Consider the following 17,177-nt stretch of genomic DNA (forward strand, 5'->3'; position numbering starts at 1 on the left):
GCGCCCCGGAGCAGTGACGGCGCACGCACCGGCAGCCCTACGCCGTGAAAGGGCCGGCCCCACATGAGCGTTACACCGTACGTAGCGTCCTTAGGCAGTGATCAGGGCATGAGCGACGATGCGGAAGTGAGCCTCTATTACCACCGCAAGACGCAGGAGATCCTGCACAAGTACGGCCCGGGGCCACGCGTCCACTTCCACGTGGGACTGTTCCCCGACGGGATCCTGCCAACGGCCACCGTCTCGCAACGGGCGCTCGCGCAGCGCATCGTCGCCTCTCAGGAGCTGATAGTCGAGCACGCGGCCCGGTCCTGGGGCGCGTACGAGAAGCCACCCCGCCGGGTCCTGGACATCGGCTGCGGCCTGGGCGGCACCTCCCTGTACTGGGCGCAGGCCCACGGCGCCTCGGTCACCGGCCTCACCGTCGCCGCCGAACACGTCCGGCTGATAGCCCACTTCGCCCGGCAGGCCGGCGTCGGCCGCCGCGTCAGCCCGGTCCTGGGCGATGTGCACGAACTGGCCGACACCCACGCCTACGACGCCGCCTACGCGAACGAGAGCAGCGGCTACACCGACCGCCACCGGCTGTTCGAGGTCGTCGCCAAGGCACTGCGGCCGGGTGGCTGGTTCGGGATCCAGGAGCACTTCGTGCGCCGCCCCGAATGGCTCGACTTCATCGACGGCTACTACAAGACGCGGCTCGGCACCCGCGACGAGTACCTCGCGGCGGCCGAAGCGGCCGGCTTCGCGCTGGAGTCGGACGAGGACGTCACCGACTCGGTGGCCGAGTTCTGGATGCAGTCCATGGCCTGGAACACCGCCGAACTCGACCGGCTGCGCGCGGGCGGCGCCCCCGTGGCCTGGAGCCCCCAGCGGCTCGGGGAGTCGACGGTCACGCACGGCAAGTTCTTCCGCCTCTGGCGCGATCACGCCGTGGAGACGCGGCTGTTGCTCTTCCGCGTCGGCGGGGCCCGGTGAGCGCGGCGGCACGGCCCCGCCCCTCCCGCCTCGGGGAGCGGCTGCCCGCCTTCTACTGCCCCCTGCCGCGCGACCTCGTCCACCCCGAGGCGAAGGAGGTGGAGGCCCGGGCCGTCGCGTGGCTGGACTCCTTCGGCCTGTACCCCGATCCCGTCGAGCGGGCCTGGGGGCTGGCCACGCACAGCGCCGACTTCTCCTGCCGCGTCATCCCCGAGGGGGACGCGGAGGCGGTCCTGCTGTTCACCCAGTGGAACTACTGGGCCAACGCCGTCGACGACTGGCAGGACTCGGGCGCGGCCGAGGTCCGTACGGCCGCCGTCGCGGAGCACGGCGTACGGCTGCTGCGGACCCTCGAAAACCCGGCCGCGGCCGTCCTGCCCGACGGTCCCGTGACCCGGGCGCTGACCGACCTGGTGGACCGTACGCACGCCCTGCTGACCCCCTTCGAGCTGCGCAGATTCATCGAGGGGACCCGGGACTGGCTGCTCGGCGCGGCCTGGCAGGCGGCCCGGGCGGAGGCCGGGGGCATGCCGGGGCCCAACGAGTTCGCAGCCATGGGCGGGCTGGCGAACGGCACCCGCTTCTCCCTGACCTGGTCGGACGTGGCCCGCGGGGTCCGCCTGCCCGCGGACGTCCTCTACTCCCCCGCACTCCAGGCTCTGACCGATGCGGCGGGCTTCGTCGTCAGCGCGGACAACGACCTCTTCTCCTACGACAAGGACGACCACCTGGAGCCCCCGGAGCTGAACTGGGTGAACGTCATCGCCCGCGCGGAGGGCTGCCCGCCGGCCGGGGCCGTCCCCTCGGCGGTGGCCCTGCGGGACAGGGTGATGAGCCTGTTCCTCCGCCTGCGGGAACGGCTCCGGGAGGGAGCCGGCCCGGAACTGGCCCGCCATCTGGAGGGGCTGGGCCAGTACGTCGCTGGCTCCATCGCCTGGCAGAGCCGAGCGCCCCGGTACGCGAGCCCGCGCAACCGGCACGCCCTGCCCGACCCGGAGGCACGGTTCGAGCTCCGGTACGCCGACACCCCGAGCGATCCTTCGACGCGGCCGCCGGCCCTGCCCGCGCTCGCCCGGTGGTGGCAGCAGGCCGACGCCTGAACGCGGCGGCGGGGCCCCGGACGGCGTCCCGGGGCCCCGCACGGGCGGTACGCGTCTCAGAGCCGGCCGAGCAGGCGGCGCCACCAGCCGGTGCGGCGCCGCTCCCCCGCCGGCGCGGGCCGCACGGACGGCCGCGGCGGCGGGATCTGCACGTGCCCCGGGTGGCCGGCGGGCTGCTCGGGGTCCGGGTAGGCGGCCGGCTCGGCGCCCTGCGCCGGGCGCGGGGTGAACCGTACGGGCAGGGACAGCAGGTGGCGCGACATCAGGGTGCCGCGCCAGCGCAGCTCGCTCGCGTCGACGGCCAGCTGGAGGTCGGGCAGCCGGTCCAGCAGCACCTCGATGCCGGTGTCCGCGATGGCGCGTCCGATGTCCTGGCCGGGGCACTCGTGCGGTCCGCTGCTGAAGGCGAGGTGCGAGCGGTTCCCGCGCACGGAGGTGTCGGGATCGGGCCGGATCTGCGGGTCGACGTTGCCCGCGGCCAGGCCGAGCAGCAGCATGTCGCCGGCCTTCACCTGCTTGCCGCCGAGCAGGGCGTCCCCGGTGGCCCACCGTCCGATGATCGTGTTGATCGGCGGGTCGTCCCACAGCACCTGTTCGAGGGCGTCCGGCAGGGTCATGTGGCCGCCGGAGAGGCTCGCGCGGAAGCGCTGGTCGGTCAGCACGGTGCGCAGGGTGTTGGCGATGAGGTTCGCGGTGGTCTCGTACGCGGCGATCAGGACGACGCGCAGGTGCATGAGCACCTCCGTGTCGGTCAGTGCCGCCGGGTGCTCCAGCAGCCAGGAGGCGAGGTCCCGGGCGGGTTGCGCCTTGCGGTCCCGGACCAGCTGTTCGAGGGTGGCGGTGACGTAGCGGTCGCTCTGCAGGGCGGTCTCGGTGCCCTGGAGCATGTCGCGCGCCGCCTTGACCAGCCGGGGCCCGTGTTCGTCGGGGGCGCCGACGAGCTGGGTCATCACCAGCATGGGGAGCTGGTCGGAGAACGCGGAGACGAGGTCCGCGTGGCCGTCGCCGGTGATGCGGTCGACGAGCTGGTTCGCGAAGCGGGTGACGTAGCGGCGGATGCCCCGCTTGTCGAAGCGCTCCAGGGACTCCACGACGGCCCCGCGCAGCCGTTCGTGGACGGGGCCGTCGGTGAAGTTGCAGACCGGGACCCAGGAGACCATCGGGCCGAGGGGGGTGTCGGCGGGTACCCGGCCCTCCTTCAGGTCGCGCCAGCCGCGCGGGTCGCGGGCGAACCGCGACGGGGTGCGGGCCACGTCCAGGTTCTCCCGGTGGCCGAGGACCAGCCAGGCCGGGAGGTCTCCGCTGACGAGGACGGGCGCCACCGGCCCGTGCTCGGCCCGCAGCTTCTCGTACAGCCCCATCGGGTCGGCTTCCGCCTCGGGGCCGTGGAGCCGGTACAGGCCGCCCGTGCCGGCCGTGTGGGCCGGGCACTGGGGCGGCGGGGTCGGGTCGGGATTCACATTGCCTCCGGGGTGGCTGCCTGGGAGTGCAGGTAGCGCATGAGGGTCAGCAGGACATCGCGGGAGGAGTCCCGCCTGCGGGCGTCGCAGACGAGGATCGGTACGGAGGGCGGCAGGTCCAGGGCCTGGCGCAGCTCTTCCATCGGGTGGTCGGGCGCGCCGGGGAAGGAGTTGACGGCGACGACGAAGGGCACGCCCCGTTCCTCCAGCCGCCCGATGACGTCGAAACTGATTTCCAGCCGGCGGGTGTCGAGGAGGACGACGGCCCCGAGCGCGCCCTCGAAGAGGCCGCGCCACAGGAACCAGAAGCGTTCCTGGCCGGGCGTTCCGAACAGGTAGAGCACGAGTTCGTCGTTGATGCTGATGCGGCCGAAGTCCATGGCCACGGTGGTGGTGGTCTTGCGCGCCACACCGCGCGTGTCGTCGACCCCGATGCCCGCCCGGGTCATGGTCTCCTCGGTCGTCAGCGGTTTGATCTCGCTGACGGCCCCGACCATCGTCGTCTTGCCCACGCCGAAGCCGCCGACGATGACGACCTTGACGGCGGCGGCCGCCGACTGCGGGAGTATGTCCGCGCTCCGGGGCCCGGCGAGCGGGTCAGAGCTTTTGAAGTCCATCGATCACTGCCTCGATCAGAGCAAGGTCGGGTAGGTGGGCGGCGGGGACGGGCGGGCGGACGTGCACGCGCTTGGCCGCGAGCAGGTCTCCGACGAGGACGGTGACGGCGCTGACGGGCAGATGGGCGTACGCGGCGATCTCGGCCACCGACAGCGGCGCCTGGCACATCCGCAGGATCGCGGCCTGCTCGGGCTGCATCTCGGGCCTGGCCGCCACCTTGGCCACGACCAGGGTGACCAGGTCGAGGTGGGCGGCGGTGGACGGCTCGCTGCGCCCGCCGGTGATCACGTAGAGCCGTTCGGGGCTGCTGTCCTCCCAGCTGGCGGGGGGCTCACTCACGCGGGCTGTCCGTCGTGCCGGGGCGGGCTGCTGAGGTGGTCCCCCATCCGGGTCACCAGGCCCCGCATCTGTGCGCCCATGAGGCCCGCGTCCACTCCCTCGTCGGCGAGGACGGCCAGGTAGGACCCGTCGCCCGCGGCCATGAGGTAGAAGAACCCGCCGTCCATCTCGATGACGACCAGGCGCATCCTGCCCTTGGAGTGCGGCAGTTCCGAAGCCACGGCTCCGGCGAGGCTCTGCAGTCCCGCGCAGGCCGCCGCGAGGCGGTCGGCGGTGTCGGTCTCGGCTCCGTACTGGGCCACGCACAGGCCGTCGGCGGACAGCACGATCACGTGCCGCGTCTGTGGCACTCCGGCAGCCAGGTCCTTGAGCATCCAGTCCATGCTGCTTCGCTGTGTCATCACTGCTTACATCCCCTTGGTCACTGGATCGGACGCGTCCTCGCCGTCGGGGCCGCCCTGGCCCGACGCGCCGGACAATCCGCTGTGGAAGGCCTCCAGCCACATGCCGGGGCCCTCGTCCGCCGCGGACCGCGGCGCCACGACGGGCGGGGCGTCGGAGCTGGTGGCACGGTCCTTCCGGCGTCGCTGCGGGAGGCCGGTGGCGGTCCGGTCCGTGACCGGCGCGTCCTCGTACGAGGCGTCGCGGGCGGGCCTGGTCACCGGGGCCGGCGGCCGGACGGCGGGCGCCTGGGCCTGCTTCGGCCGGGCCGCGGGCGGGGGTGCGGAGGCGCCGGCCGCGAGGTGGTCGACGGGGTGCTCGCGCGGCGCGGGGGCCACGGCCCGCGGGCCCGAGGAGGAACCGATGCCGTGGGCGAGGCCGGTCGCGGCGGCCGCGGTGGTGATCAGGTGCTGGGGGACGATGACCACCGCGCGCACGCCGCCGTAGGCGGAGGAGCGCAGGGAGACCTGGAGTCCGTAGGACTGGGCCAGCCGGCCGACGACCGCGAGGCCGAGGCGCGGGGTCTCCCCCAGGTCGTTGAGGTCGATCCCGGTCTGCGCCTGGGCGAGCATCCTCTCGGCCCGCTTGCGGGCCTCCTCGCTCATGCTGAGGCCGCCGTCCTCGATCTCGACGGCGATGCCCGACTGGACCTCGACGGCGGTCAGGTGGACCCGGGTGTGCGGCGGCGAGTAGCGGGTGGCGTTGTCCAGCAGTTCGGCGAGGATGTGGATGAGCGGCTCCACGACCGGGCCGAGGACCGCGACCTCGGAGACCGAGTGGAGTTCCACGCGCTGGTAGTCGATGATCCTCGACATCGCTCCGCGCAGGACGCTGTACAGCGTGACGGCCCTGCTCCACTGGCGTCCGGGGCGGGCGCCGCCGAGGACGGAGATGGAGTCGGCGAGCCGGCCGATGAGGGCGGTGCCGTGGTCCAGGCGCAGCAGGTCGCCGAAGACGTCGGGGTTGCGGCCGTGCCGGTCCTCCATCTCCCGCATTTCGTGGGCCTGCTGGTGGACGATGGCCTGGACGCGGCGGGCGATGTTGACGAAGGCCCGCTGGGCGGAGTCGCGGAGGTTCTCCTCGTTGTCGACCGCGTCGATCACGCGGGCCAGCACGGTCTGGAGTGCGGATCTGAACCGCGGGGTCAGGGCGGCGTCGTTGCCCCACCGGTTGCCCTGGCCGCCGCGGCCGCCCAGGGAGGTCAGGACCTCCTCGGGCAGTTCGCCCTTGCGCAGGCGTTCGATGGCCTCGGCGAGCACCACCTCGGCGAGGCGGACGGCTTCGGCCTCCTGGCGGGACAGGGCGTGCCGCAGGGCGATGACGTCGTTCTGCCGCGCTTCGAGCGCGCGGCCGCGCCGCAGCGCCTCGACGACGGCCGCGGCGGTACAGGCGGCCCCGACGGCGACCCAGGCGATGCGGACCGGATCCCAGGGGGACACCAGGGCTCCGAGCACGCACACGGCGGCCACGACCGCGATGGCGGGCAGCGGCCACCTTATTCCCGGCTCCGTGGGGGAGGCTTCGGGTGGAAAGTTCTGTTGCGCCATCAAGTTCCTCGAACCATCGAAAGAGGGGATCTTATGACCGGTGGGCGGGAGCATAACGTCGCCCAACTCGCGGTTTCGGAACTTTCGTTGGAGTTCATCGGACCGGAGGATCCACTACGCGCCATTGACGGCGGCGCAGTTCCGCCGTCAACGGCCGCGTTCGGCACGAACTTCCGCGAAAACGGTGGTCCACGGCATGCCGGCTCGTACACACGCCATGGAATTCGAACGCATTCCCATACGATTTCGGCCTCGGGTCGAAAATCGGGCAGTGGCATCCGGGAACGGGCCGTGCTAAAGGGCGCCCCACGGCGCGGGCGGGGGCGCGGTCAGGCCCGTCCGAACCGGTCGCGCTCGGAACCGCGATGGCGCCCCGCCGGGGCCTGACGGGCGGGTACGGCGCGCCCCGCGCGCGCCCACTCCCGTAGGAGGCGGTCGTAGATCGGTGTGCCGGACTGCGCCTGGTGCTCCCCCGCCGGCCGCGGGACCCCTGCTGTCGCCGGAGCGACGAACCTCGTCTCCTTCATGCAGGCACAACGATTCTGCCGGTGCCCGCGTGGCGCATGGTGTCCGAATCGTCATCATCCGCCTGTGCATGCACCTGTGCATACAATGGCCGAATGATCTTCATCGTGGTGAAATTCGCCGTCAAGCCCGAACACGCCGACCAATGGCCCGAGAAGGTCGCGGAGTTCACCCGCGCCACCCGCGCCGAGCCCGGGAACCTGTGGTTCGAATGGTCGCGCAGCCTGGAGGAACCCGACACCTACGTGCTGGTCGAGGCCTTCCAGGACGACGCGGCCGAGGCGCACGTGACCTCCGGACACTTCCGAGCCGCCCTGGAGACCATGCGCCCGCTGGTCACCCGTACGCCCGAGATCGTCAGCACCACCATCGAGGGCGCGACGGGCTGGAGCCGGATGGGCGAGCTCCAGATCGACTGAGCGGCGCCCGCCAACTCGCGCTGCCGAGCCTCCCGTTGGCCCTGCGGGGTCATCGGGTAGCTTTCGGGGAAATGATTCCGAGGCTACGGGGCTGACGCGGTGGAACTGAGGGGGAGCGGGGCCGAGCCGCTGGAGGCGGAGGATCCGCGTCGCATCGGGCCGGTTCCGCTGGCGGGCCGGCTCGGGGCCGGCGGCATGGGGCGGGTCTACCTCGGGGTGCACGAGGGCCGTTACGTCGCCGTCAAACAGCTGCTGGCCTCCGTGGTCGGCGAGGACGCGGACTTCCTGCGCCGGTTCGGGCACGAGCTGGACAACCTCGCCCGGCTGCCGGCGGAGGTCACCGCTTTGCTGCTGGCGAGCGACCGCACGGCGCGCCCGCCGTGGTTCGCCACCACCTACGTCCCCGGCCTCACCCTGCGGGAAGCCCTCGACCTCAACGGCAGCCCGCTGCCCGCGGAGGCACTGTGGCTGCTGCTGCGGGAGGCCGCGGCGGGGCTGGCGGCGGTGCACGCCCTCGACATGGTGCACCGCGACCTGAAGCCGTCCAACGTCATGCTGACCCTCGACGGACTCACCCTCATCGACTTCGGGGTCGCCCGGGCCGCCGAGCAGAGCCAGCTCACCAGGACCGGCATGGTCGTGGGCACGCCCGCCTACATGGCACCCGAGCAGGCCTCGGGCAAGAAGCGGGTGGGCGGCCCGGCCGACGTGTTCGCGCTCGGCTCCGTCCTCGCGTACGCGGCGTGCGGCCGGCCCCCCTTCGGCGACGAGTCGGGGCACGGCGTGCTGTACCGGATCGTGCACGAGGAGCCCGATCTGGAACCGCTGCGCGCGCTGGACCCGGAACTCGCCGACGTGGTCGCGGAGTGCCTCGACAAGGATCCCGAGGGCCGGCCGACCGCGGCGGAGCTCCTCGAACGCGCCGCGGGCCGCGGCCCGTCCGGCTCCCCGCTGTGGCCGGCGGCCGTCACCGAGCGCCTCGCCGAGCGGGCCGCCTTCGCCGCGAACGTCCAGGACGTCGACGTCCCCACGCTCCCCCTCGGCGCCGGAGGGGCGGCGGCCGGGGCGGAGCCGGCGAAGGGGCCCGGGGCGGCGGTTCCGCCCGGCGCGGCGGAGCCGTCGGGGGCCGGGACGCGGCCGGAGCGGCCCGAACAGCGGCGCCGCACCCGGGTCCTGCTCGCCGTCCTCCCCGTCGTGGTGGTGGCGGGCGGTACGACGCTCGCCATCCAGCACCTGCCGTTCGGGACCTCCCCGGAGGCCGGGGCGCAGCATTCCCCGGCCGCCTCGGCTCCGGCGCAGCCGGGTCCGGCGGCGCCCGGTGCGGGAAGTGCCGGCCCGTCGGCGCCGGCGCCCTCCGGACAGGCCTCCTCCCCCGTCCCGAGCCCGGTCGGCGGCCAGGGCGGTACGGGGGCTCCCCCGGCCGCGGGGGCCGGCCAGGGGGCCGACGCCGGCCACGGCAACGGGGGCGCGGGCAACCCGGGCGGGGCCAACGGCGGCGCACAGAACGGTTCCGGCGGCCCGGCGAGCTCCGGGAACCCGGGCGGCACGGGCAGCACCCACCCCGCCGGAGGCGGCCAGGTGACGCCCGGGCAGCCCCCCGCTCCCCCGCAGTCCGGCACCTCCCGCTACCGCAACGGCAACGACGGGAGCTGCATCACGCAGGTCTACGGCTCCTCGGACTCGGGCAGCTGCTCGGACTCCTCCGCGCGGTGGACCGTCCGCAGCACCGGCGACGGCGGCTTCAAGCTGGCCAACGAGCAGTCGGGCCAGTGCCTGTACGCCAACATGCTGGGCCAGGCCGTCTTCGTGGGCGACTGCGCCCAGGACAACGGCCGCGTCTGGCGGGCCGGTTCGGACGGCAGCCTGCGCAGCGTGGACAACGGCGGCTGCCTCGACCTGGGCATGAACGCGGGCCTGGTGACGTCCTCGTGCGCCGGGAAGGCCTCCCAGCGCTGGACCCGGCAGACCTGAACCGATAGCCCCGTCTCGGTCCCCCCGGCCATGGCCGCCGTCCGTGGGGCTAAGATGACCGCAGGGCCCGGGTACCGCATCCCCCGTCGGTATCCGGGCCCTTCACGACTGCACGCGCACGGCTTCGTGCGGTAGGCGGAGGGGCCCCGGGATCACCCGGGGCCCCTCCGTCGTGCGGGCCCGCCCCGCCCCACCCCCGTGGAGGCAGAACGGGCCCGGTCAGGGACGCCCGGTCACGCGGTGAACGCGGGCGGTCGCACGGGCTGGGGAAGCCCCCGCGCGAGGTGCTTGGCCACGTCGATGACCGTGCGGTCGGCCAGGTAGGGACCGATGATCTGGACGGCCAGCGGCAGCCCGGCGGCGGTCCGCCCGGCCGGCATGACGAGCGCCGGGAGCCGGGCGGGGCCGGCCAGGTTGAGCCAGGCCGTCTGGTCGAAGTACGAGCGCTTCTCCCCGTCGACGGTGATGAACCGGCTGGGGACCGGTACGTCGGTCTGGTCCTCGACGGCCGCCGTCGGGGTGGCCGGGGTGATCAGGACGTCGTGGGTGGCGAAGTAGTCGGCCCACCGGCCGCGCAGCTGCTCGCGGTCCTCGTTCGCGCGCAGCCAGTCCCGGTGCCGCATGGTGCGCGAGTGCAGGAAGAGTCCGCCGGGGGCGCCGGCGGGGGTCTTGTCGGCGGCCGCTATGTCGTCGGCGAACCCGGCGTCGGTGGCGGTGGCGCTCGCGGTGGCGTACATCAGGCGCTGGAAGAGCGCGTCGCTGTCGGCGAGGCGCACGGGCCGGGTGGCACCGTCGACGGTGGCACCGGCCGACCGCAGGAGTCCGGCGACCTTGTCCAGGAGCCGGCGGGTGTCCTCGTCGACGTGGCAGTACGGATCGTCCTGCCACAGGCCGACGCGGTAGTCGGCGAGGCGGCGGCGTCCGGGCGCGGGGAGGTCGACCCGCCAGGCGGGGGCGTCGGCGGGGGCCGGGGCGGCGAGCACGTCCAGGAGGAGGTCGAGGTCCTCCGCGTCACGGGCGATCGGGCCGATGCTGAGCATGTCGGAGCTGGTGAGCCAGCCGGGCGGCCGGGGGACGTGGCCGCGGGTGGGGACGATCCCGCCGCTGGTGCGCAGGGCGTACACCCCGCAGTAGGCGGCCGGGAGGCGCAGCGAGCCGGCGAGGTCGGAGCCGACTTCGAGGGCGCTGAGGCCCGCGGCGACGGCGGCGGCCGGTCCGCCGGAGGAGCCGCCCGCGGTCCTGGTGGCGTCGTACGGGTTCTTCGTGCGGCCGAAGAGCGGGTTGGAGGTCTGGATGTCCTGGCACATGACGGGGACGTTGGTCTTGCCGACGACGACGGCGCCGGCCGCGCGCAGGAGCGCCACGCTGTCCGCGTCTCGGCCGGGGACGTGGCCGGCGAGGTCGGGTGAGCCGCAGGTGGTGAGCAGGCCCTTGGTTTCGAGGGCGTCCTTGAGGGTGAGGGGCAGCCCGTGGAGGGCGCCGAGCGGTTTGCCGGTGGCGGCGAGGTGGCGGTCGGCGGCGTCGGCGGCCGCGCGGGCGCCGGCGGCGTCGAGGGTGGCGACGGCGCCGAGTGCGGGGTTGGCCCGCTCGATGTGGCGGAGGTACTGCTCCAGCAGGGCGCGGCTGGTGACGGTGCGCCGGCGCAGCGCGGCGAGCTGTTCGCGGGCCGGCGCCAGGTGCAGGTCCTCGCCCGGGGGCTGCTTCGTACCGGCGCCCGAGCCGGAGCCGGCGCGGGCGGCCGCGGGCGTGGTGGTCATGGCGAAGGCGGCGGCGACGGCCGTGCAGGCGACGATCAGGGTGCGTCGGAGGATCACGGGCGGGCTCCTGAGGTGGTGGCGCGGGGGTCGGGTGCCTCGCGGCGCGCGGGGGTGGGCGGGGTGAAGTAGGAGGCGACGCGCTGGAGGTGGAGCAGCTCGTCCTCGGTGGTGTCCAGGTCCAGTTCCGCGTCGGCGTACTCGGCGGGGGCGGCGACGGGGGCGTCCGCCCGGTGCCGGACGAGGGCGGCGCGGATCTGGTCGGCGGTGACGGCGGCGACGAGCGCGGCGCCGGTCAGGCCTTCGGCGCGGCGCAGCTCCTCGGCGTGGTGCCGGGCCTCGGGGTCGAGGTAGCGGCGCATCAGCTTCTGGCCCTGGCGGATCTCGACGCGGCGGCGCAGCAGCGGGAAGTGGGCGCTGCGGCCCCGCAGGAGGTCCCGGCGCTGGGGGGCGGGGCGGCGCAGGGTGATGCCGGGGTCGGCCTGGTCGAGTGCGGACCACAGCGGGGCGAGGCGGCGGTAGCGCAGGTGCGCGGTGGTCCAGTCGAGGGCGCCGGTGGTGCGCCGGGCGAGGGTGGGGATGAGGTACCCGATCTGGGTGAGGGTGGCTCCGATGTCCCCGCACGCCCACGCGAAGCCGTTGAGTCCGTCGACGCCGAAGCCGGTCTCGGCTCCGACGACGGCGGCGATGCGGATGCCGCTGTAGCCGAGGGTGATGACGGCGCCGACGGTGACCAGGCGCAGGCTGAAGGCGATGGAGCGGTTGGTGGCGGTGCGGGCGTACTTCCAGCAGGACCGGGCGAGGTAGACCTCGGCGGCGCTGTACGTGCCGAAGTACAGCAGGACGTACGCCTGGAAGAACGGGTCGTTGGCGTAGTAGAGGGAGAAGTCGGTGGGCCGGGTGGTGGCCGGGGTGAGCAGGACGAACAGCAGCGCCATGGCGGCGATGACCCCGGCGGCCGCGACGAGCAGCAGGCGGCTGCGGCGGCGGGCCTCGGCGGGCGGTTTCGCCCAGTGCGCGAGGACGGTGGCCTGGAGGGCGAAGACGAGGATCACGCAGCCCTGGGCGATCGGCACGACGATGTTGGGGACGCCGAGGGCTCCGTCGAGGCGCACCCAGACGGGGGTGAGGGAGACGGCGTAGCTGATCGCGGAGAAGCCGTAGGTGAACGCCAGGGCGACCAGGGCCGGGTCGCGGCGGCCCTTGAACAGGTCGCGCAGCAGGATGAGGAAGCCGGTGCCGGCGATGGCCAGGCACAGGGGGTGAAGGACGTCTTTCACGGTTCCGTATCCGGTCAGCGCAGCAGGGTGCGGGTGATGGGGTCGGCTTCCCGGTGATCCGTGGCGCGGGAGGTGCCGAGGCGCTCTTGCAGGAGGGATCCGAGGAGTTCGGCCTCGAACTCCTCGGGCTCGTTGTAGCGGGTGCGGCCGAGGACGAGCTGGACGGTGGCGGGGTCTATGTCGGTGATCAGGCCGCCGAGGTCGCCGGTCGCGAGGGGGGCGGCGCCCCGGTGGCGCTTGAGCATGTGGCCGAACTCGTGGCCGACGATGATCTCGGCGTGGGCCCGGCTGATGGCGGTGTCGTAGAAGACGTAGTCCGTCTCGGCCGTGGCGAGCCACAGCCCGCAGGGCGAGGCGGCGTCCAGGGAGTCGGGATCGGCCGGGTCCGAGGTGAAGGGCATGAGCCGGATCGAGCGGTCCAGGCGCTCCTCCATGAACGGGACGAGGTCCAGGACGCTGTCGACCGCGGGCAGGTCGAGGCCGTCCACGAACTCCCGGCTGCGCCGCTCGGCTTCGTCGGCCTCGCGGTCGGCGCCCCGGCGGGCGCCGCGGTCACGACGGCTGAACCACATGGAGCCTCCTCCTGTCGGCGTGACGCCGGACACCGGTCACGGCAGGTCCCTTTCGGGATCGGCGGGCAGGCCTTCCTCCTTGCGCACGGCTTCGAGGGCGGCCAGGACCTTGCGCTGGCCCGCGGCGGAGACCCCCATGGCGCGGAGGGCGATCTGCTCGACCCCGTTCTCCTTCAGCCTGCGCAGGATCTCGAACTGGGTCGCGATCTTCCGCGTGACCTCGTCCTCGACGAAGTAGGCGGCCTCCACACCGAAGAACCGGGCGAGGAGGGGCACCATGGTGATGGTCGGTGTCCGCTTGCCCGCGCGCAGGTAGCTGATGTGGGAGCGGGTGTAACTGTCGTCGCCGTAGGAGGAGATGGTGCGGGCCACGTGTGCGTTGGTGTACTCCTCCGCTCCCGGAGGGCGCACCCGGTCGAACAGGAAGTTGAGGCGGTCGCTGAAGGCGGCACCCGGTCCCGGGACCGGGACGGGGCCCGGCCGTGGTGCGTCCGGTCCGTCGGGGGTGCCTTCCGATTCCGCCACCGCTGCTACTCCCTCTCCTCAGGCGTAACTATAGTTGACGCCCGTGCTGCGTAACTATAGTTGACGGTCCGGCATGCGGAAGTCCGGTGGGGTGCCGGTCGGCCGCGCGCGGCCTTCTGATACTTCTACGGCCCATGAACGAGATCACCCGAAGACGAGCCTTCGGCCTCGCCGCCGGAGCCGCCGCCGTCGCGGGGCTGACGGGCTGCGACAAGGCCGCGAGCCCCTCCTCCTCCCCGTCCGCCCCGCCCCCGGCCACGGCGTCCGGCCCGGCCCTGTCCATACCCGGCGGCGCCATCGACGAGGTCTACGAGGGCCGCCGCATCCAGATCTCCATGGAAGCGGGCGGGAAGCACAACGGCCACCCCATGCCGGGGCTGCCCACCATCAAGATCGACGGCAAAGAGCTGCACCTGATGCGCAATGCCGACAACAGCTGGGTGACCGTCGTCCACCACTACGAGACGTTCCCCGATCCCGTCTCGGCCGCCCGGGCCGCCGTGCGCGACCTCCAGGGTGCGAACCTCCTCCCCTTCGCCCCCGCAGAAGGCACGTCATGACCGTCCGCAAGAACCAGGCGACGCTGACCTCCGAGGAGAAGCGCGCCCTCACCAACGCGCTCCTGGAGCTGAAGCGCACCGGCGTCTACGACCGGTACGTGGCCGCCCACAACAACTTCCTGCTGAGCGACAGCGACTTCGGCGACCGGGTCGGTCACCGCTCCCCCTCCTTCCTGCCCTGGCACCGGCGGTTCCTGCTCGACTTCGAGGCGGCCCTGCAGAAGGTCGACCCGAAGGTCTCGCTCCCGTACTGGGACTGGACGGTGGACCGCACCCCCGCCTCCTCCCTCTGGGCGGCGGACTTCCTCGGCGGCACCAACCGGGCCCGCGACGGGCAGGTGCTCGACGGACCCTTCGCCCGCGCGGGGGGCAACTGGGCCATCACGGCCGGCGTGGACGGGCGCGACTTCCTGCGCCGGACCCTCGGCGCGGGCGGGGCCCAGCTGCCGACCAAGGCCGAGGTCAACGCCGTGCTCGCCATGACGGTGTACGACACCGCCCCGTGGAACAGCGCCTCGGACGGCTTCCGCAACCACCTGGAGGGCTGGCGCGGCGCCAACCTGCACAACCGGGTGCACGTGTGGGTGGGCGGCCACATGGCCAGCGCCGCCTCGCCGAACGACCCCGTGTTCTGGATGCACCATGCCTTCATCGACATGCTGTGGGCCGAGTGGCAGCGGCGGAACCCGAAGTCCGGGTACCAGCCCGCCGCGCGCACGCCGAACGTGGTCGACCTGCACGGCGCCATGCGGCCGTGGAACAACGTGACCCCGGCCGACATGCTGGACCACCGCAAGTACTACACCTTCGACACCGAAACGCCCGGCGCCAAGGGGTAGGGCGGACGGCCCGGGCGACGGCGGACGGCGGACGGCCCGGGACGGCGTGGTGTTGATCACCCCGGGCCGTCGGCGCCGCGGGGAACCGCCCGGCGCCGAATCGACTCTTCCGTGTCGCATGACGATTTTGGCGACATTGTTGGGGTCTGGAGTGATCGAGTGAAGTCCCGTTCCAAGGTTCTGGTGCCCGTCACCTTCCTGCTGGCCGCGTCCCTGGCGGTGGCGGGGTGCTCCAGTGGGCCGACGGAGGCGTCGTTCGACGGCAAGGCCCCCGCGAAGCCGCCGAAGAGCGCACCGGGCGGGGCGAGCGCGACGCCGGCCGCGCCGGACAACGTCCAGATGCCCACCAACGTCCGCAAGTGGAACCTGCAGCGCGAGCTGAGCGACGGCACGCAGGTCATGTGGACCACGCTCAAGGGCCCGAAGTCGGGCTTCGAGGGGCGGGTGTGGGCCTGGGTGCCCAAGCAGTACAAGGAGAAGAAGTACCAGAACAGCGCCTTCCCGGTGCTGACGGCGCTGCCGGGTGCCTCGGGCTATCCGACGAACTACTGGTTCGGCTCGGACTTCAAGCTCCAGGAGCGGATCGCCCAGCAGATCGAGGAGGGCAAGTCGCTGCCGTTCATCGTGATGATGCCGGTGCTGAACGCGAAGCTGGACCAGTACTGGGACGGCAGCGACATCCCCAACCAGCCGAAGATGGGCACGTGGATGTCCGACGACGTGCCGGACCTGGCGCGCGAGAACTTCCGCACCTACAAGGACCCGAAGGGGTGGGGCTTCTTCGGGTCCTCGGCGGGCGGCTACGTCGGCATGAAGATGGTGCTCCAGTACCCCGACCGGTTCAGCACGGCGGTCGCCGGCGGGCCCGACACCGCCCCCGACTCGCCGTTCTGGAAGGGCTTCGAGGAGCAGCGGCTCGCCAACGACCCCGCCCGGCTCGCGGACGCGCTCGCCAAGCGCAACGGCCCGAAGGTCCACCTGTCGTTCCTGCTCGGCGACAAGGAGGAGGGGGCGAAGGTGAAGGCCTTCAAGGAGAAGATCGGCAAGGGCCCGATCGAGACCGATCTGCACATCATCCCCAACGCCGGGCACGACGGCTACAAGTACGCCGACGGCCTGTTCCAGGGACCCCTGGAGTGGATCAGCAAGCGGATGATCGGGCCCGTTCCCGCCCCGTGACTCACGGGGCCCGCGTGAGTCACGGAGCCCGCTCACCGGCCACCGCGGACGGCAGGGCGGCCTCCTCGGCGGCCGGGCGGGGCCGGCGCTGCCACCAGTGGTGGCGGCGCGGGTGCACGGCGCGGCTCGCGCGGCGGCCGAGGAAGAGGTAGCCGAGGAGCGCGCCGGTGGTGTTGAGGATGACGTCGTCCACGTCGAAGGCCCGCCCCGTGACGAGCGCGCCCTGGACCAGTTCCACGAGGGTCATCACGACGGCGGTCGTCAGCGCCACCCGCAGCAGGCCGCGGGTCTGCGGCACGAGGACCGGCAGCAGGATCCCGAACGGGACACCGAGCAGCAGGTTTCCGCCGAGCTGCTTGACGGCGTCCTTCACGGACGCGCCGTCGAGGTAGGCGCCGATCGACGCGCCGGGGTGGACGTTGCTGTGCACGAGCGCGGCGGAGGCCGCGGACGGCTCCAGGGTGACCCGGGCCAGGGCGATGCTGAACAGGACCGTTCCGGCGAACGCGGCCAGCATCGCGAGGGCCCGGACGACCGGATGAGCGGGCCGGGCAGGCCGTACGGGCTCGGCGGCCGGGGTCGGCGCCGTCCCCCGGCGCCACCACACCGCTCGGGGCGGGGACGGGGTCGACGCGGCAGGCGGGGTCTCGGGCGGGGCCGACGGCCGGGGCGGCGCCGGGGTCCGGGGCGACGGCGGCGCGGACTGCCGTTTCGCAGCCGGCGCCGACGGCTCCTTCCGTAGCCCGCGCAGCCAGGCGGGACGCCTGGTCACGGTGGGGGCGGAGGTCTTTCGCTCGTCCACGGGTCACTCCCTCGGCGGCCGTTCCGGCGGGGCGTGCGCCCCGGGGCTGTGCGTGTACCCCGGGACGGGGCCTCCACACGGTCCGTGCCGGGGTGTCACCACAGCGGCCGCCAGGGCCGGTTCACCACCAGCGCGGCGGGCCCGCACACATCCGGTGGCGGGTGCGGACCGGCCCTAGGGCGTGTCCGCAATGTAGGTCGGTCGTTGCTCCGTTCGTGGTGCGACGTCATGAGGTGACTGATCAGGCCTGGGATGTGATCGGGCCGTT

The 17,177-nt window shown here is 73.3% G+C and carries 17 protein-coding genes; 7 read left to right on the plus strand and 10 right to left on the minus strand.

Annotation, left to right across the window (positions count from 1 at the left end; translation table 11 throughout):
- The first annotated feature begins 108 nt into the window (after positions 1 to 108).
- Entirely contained in the window at positions 109 to 978 is an 870-nt protein-coding gene (locus ACFYYT_RS30770) for a methyltransferase domain-containing protein (protein ID WP_351826288.1), read from the plus strand.
- Positions 975 to 2,078: a hypothetical protein gene (locus ACFYYT_RS30775; RefSeq protein ID WP_351826287.1), complete on the plus strand. Its 1,104-nt coding sequence runs from the start codon at positions 975 to 977 to the stop codon at positions 2,076 to 2,078. The genes ACFYYT_RS30770 and ACFYYT_RS30775 overlap by 4 nt, the downstream gene beginning before the upstream one ends.
- Positions 2,079 to 2,134: 56 nt before the next feature.
- On the opposite strand, the gene ACFYYT_RS30780 is transcribed toward ACFYYT_RS30775, so the two are convergent.
- From ACFYYT_RS30780 to ACFYYT_RS30800, 5 genes are read right to left on the minus strand one after another with little or no spacing between them, the layout of a single operon-like run.
- Positions 2,135 to 3,538 carry a cytochrome P450 gene (locus ACFYYT_RS30780; protein WP_351826286.1) on the minus strand — a complete coding sequence of 468 codons (1,404 nt, stop codon included), beginning with the start codon at positions 3,536 to 3,538 and terminating at the stop codon, positions 2,135 to 2,137.
- Complete coding sequence (locus ACFYYT_RS30785; protein ID WP_351826285.1) at positions 3,535 to 4,155, minus strand: ATP/GTP-binding protein; 621 nt, start codon at positions 4,153 to 4,155, stop codon at positions 3,535 to 3,537. Before ACFYYT_RS30785 ends, ACFYYT_RS30780 begins: the two co-directional genes overlap by 4 nt.
- Complete coding sequence (locus tag ACFYYT_RS30790) at positions 4,136 to 4,495, minus strand: DUF742 domain-containing protein (protein ID WP_351826284.1); 360 nt, start codon at positions 4,493 to 4,495, stop codon at positions 4,136 to 4,138. The genes ACFYYT_RS30785 and ACFYYT_RS30790 overlap by 20 nt, the downstream gene beginning before the upstream one ends.
- A complete protein-coding gene (locus ACFYYT_RS30795; protein ID WP_351826283.1) occupies positions 4,492 to 4,896 on the minus strand; it encodes a roadblock/LC7 domain-containing protein in 405 nt (134 codons plus the stop codon). The genes ACFYYT_RS30790 and ACFYYT_RS30795 overlap by 4 nt, the downstream gene beginning before the upstream one ends.
- Before the next feature lie 6 nt (positions 4,897 to 4,902).
- Positions 4,903 to 6,483 carry an ATP-binding protein gene (locus tag ACFYYT_RS30800; RefSeq protein WP_351826282.1) on the minus strand — a complete coding sequence of 527 codons (1,581 nt, stop codon included), beginning with the start codon at positions 6,481 to 6,483 and terminating at the stop codon, positions 4,903 to 4,905.
- A 620-nt stretch (positions 6,484 to 7,103) separates the two neighbouring features.
- On the opposite strand from ACFYYT_RS30800, the gene ACFYYT_RS30805 reads away from it, so the two are divergent.
- The gene (locus ACFYYT_RS30805) at positions 7,104 to 7,427 is read left to right on the plus strand and encodes a putative quinol monooxygenase (RefSeq protein ID WP_351826281.1); all 324 of its coding nucleotides are present in this window, start codon (positions 7,104 to 7,106) and stop codon (positions 7,425 to 7,427) included.
- Between the two features lie 99 nt (positions 7,428 to 7,526).
- On the plus strand, positions 7,527 to 9,398 hold the full coding sequence (locus tag ACFYYT_RS30810) for a protein kinase (protein ID WP_351826280.1): 1,872 nt from the start codon (positions 7,527 to 7,529) through the stop codon (positions 9,396 to 9,398).
- A gap of 233 nt (positions 9,399 to 9,631) precedes the next feature.
- On the opposite strand, the gene ACFYYT_RS30815 is transcribed toward ACFYYT_RS30810, so the two are convergent.
- From ACFYYT_RS30815 to ACFYYT_RS30830, 4 genes are read right to left on the minus strand one after another with little or no spacing between them, the layout of a single operon-like run.
- The gene (locus tag ACFYYT_RS30815; protein ID WP_351826279.1) at positions 9,632 to 11,212 is read right to left on the minus strand and encodes an amidase family protein; all 1,581 of its coding nucleotides are present in this window, start codon (positions 11,210 to 11,212) and stop codon (positions 9,632 to 9,634) included.
- Complete coding sequence (locus tag ACFYYT_RS30820; protein WP_351826278.1) at positions 11,209 to 12,432, minus strand: MAB_1171c family putative transporter; 1,224 nt, start codon at positions 12,430 to 12,432, stop codon at positions 11,209 to 11,211. The genes ACFYYT_RS30815 and ACFYYT_RS30820 overlap by 4 nt, the downstream gene beginning before the upstream one ends.
- Positions 12,433 to 12,446: 14 nt before the next feature.
- Positions 12,447 to 13,004 carry a hypothetical protein gene (locus tag ACFYYT_RS30825; RefSeq protein ID WP_351826277.1) on the minus strand — a complete coding sequence of 186 codons (558 nt, stop codon included), beginning with the start codon at positions 13,002 to 13,004 and terminating at the stop codon, positions 12,447 to 12,449.
- A 36-nt stretch (positions 13,005 to 13,040) separates the two neighbouring features.
- Positions 13,041 to 13,529 (minus strand): helix-turn-helix transcriptional regulator, encoded by a 489-nt coding sequence (locus ACFYYT_RS30830; RefSeq protein WP_351826276.1) that lies wholly within the window; start codon positions 13,527 to 13,529, stop codon positions 13,041 to 13,043.
- Positions 13,530 to 13,663: 134 nt separating this feature from the next.
- On the opposite strand from ACFYYT_RS30830, the gene ACFYYT_RS30835 reads away from it, so the two are divergent.
- The 3 genes from ACFYYT_RS30835 to ACFYYT_RS30845 all read left to right on the plus strand — a co-directional run bounded on the left by ACFYYT_RS30835 (position 13,664) and on the right by ACFYYT_RS30845 (position 16,107).
- Positions 13,664 to 14,089: a tyrosinase family oxidase copper chaperone gene (locus tag ACFYYT_RS30835; protein ID WP_351826275.1), complete on the plus strand. Its 426-nt coding sequence runs from the start codon at positions 13,664 to 13,666 to the stop codon at positions 14,087 to 14,089.
- Complete coding sequence (locus tag ACFYYT_RS30840) at positions 14,086 to 14,928, plus strand: tyrosinase family protein (RefSeq protein WP_351826274.1); 843 nt, start codon at positions 14,086 to 14,088, stop codon at positions 14,926 to 14,928. The genes ACFYYT_RS30835 and ACFYYT_RS30840 overlap by 4 nt, the downstream gene beginning before the upstream one ends.
- A 159-nt stretch (positions 14,929 to 15,087) precedes the next feature.
- A complete protein-coding gene (locus ACFYYT_RS30845; protein WP_351826273.1) occupies positions 15,088 to 16,107 on the plus strand; it encodes an alpha/beta hydrolase-fold protein in 1,020 nt (339 codons plus the stop codon).
- Positions 16,108 to 16,126: 19 nt separating this feature from the next.
- Here ACFYYT_RS30845 and ACFYYT_RS30850 read toward each other — a convergent pair whose 3' ends face one another.
- Entirely contained in the window at positions 16,127 to 16,909 is a 783-nt protein-coding gene (locus ACFYYT_RS30850) for a VanZ family protein (RefSeq protein ID WP_351826272.1), read from the minus strand.
- Positions 16,910 to 17,177 lie beyond the last annotated feature (268 nt).

The organism is Streptomyces sp. NPDC002032, from assembly GCF_042890765.1.
In the GTDB taxonomy this organism is placed as follows: domain Bacteria; phylum Actinomycetota; class Actinomycetes; order Streptomycetales; family Streptomycetaceae; genus Streptomyces.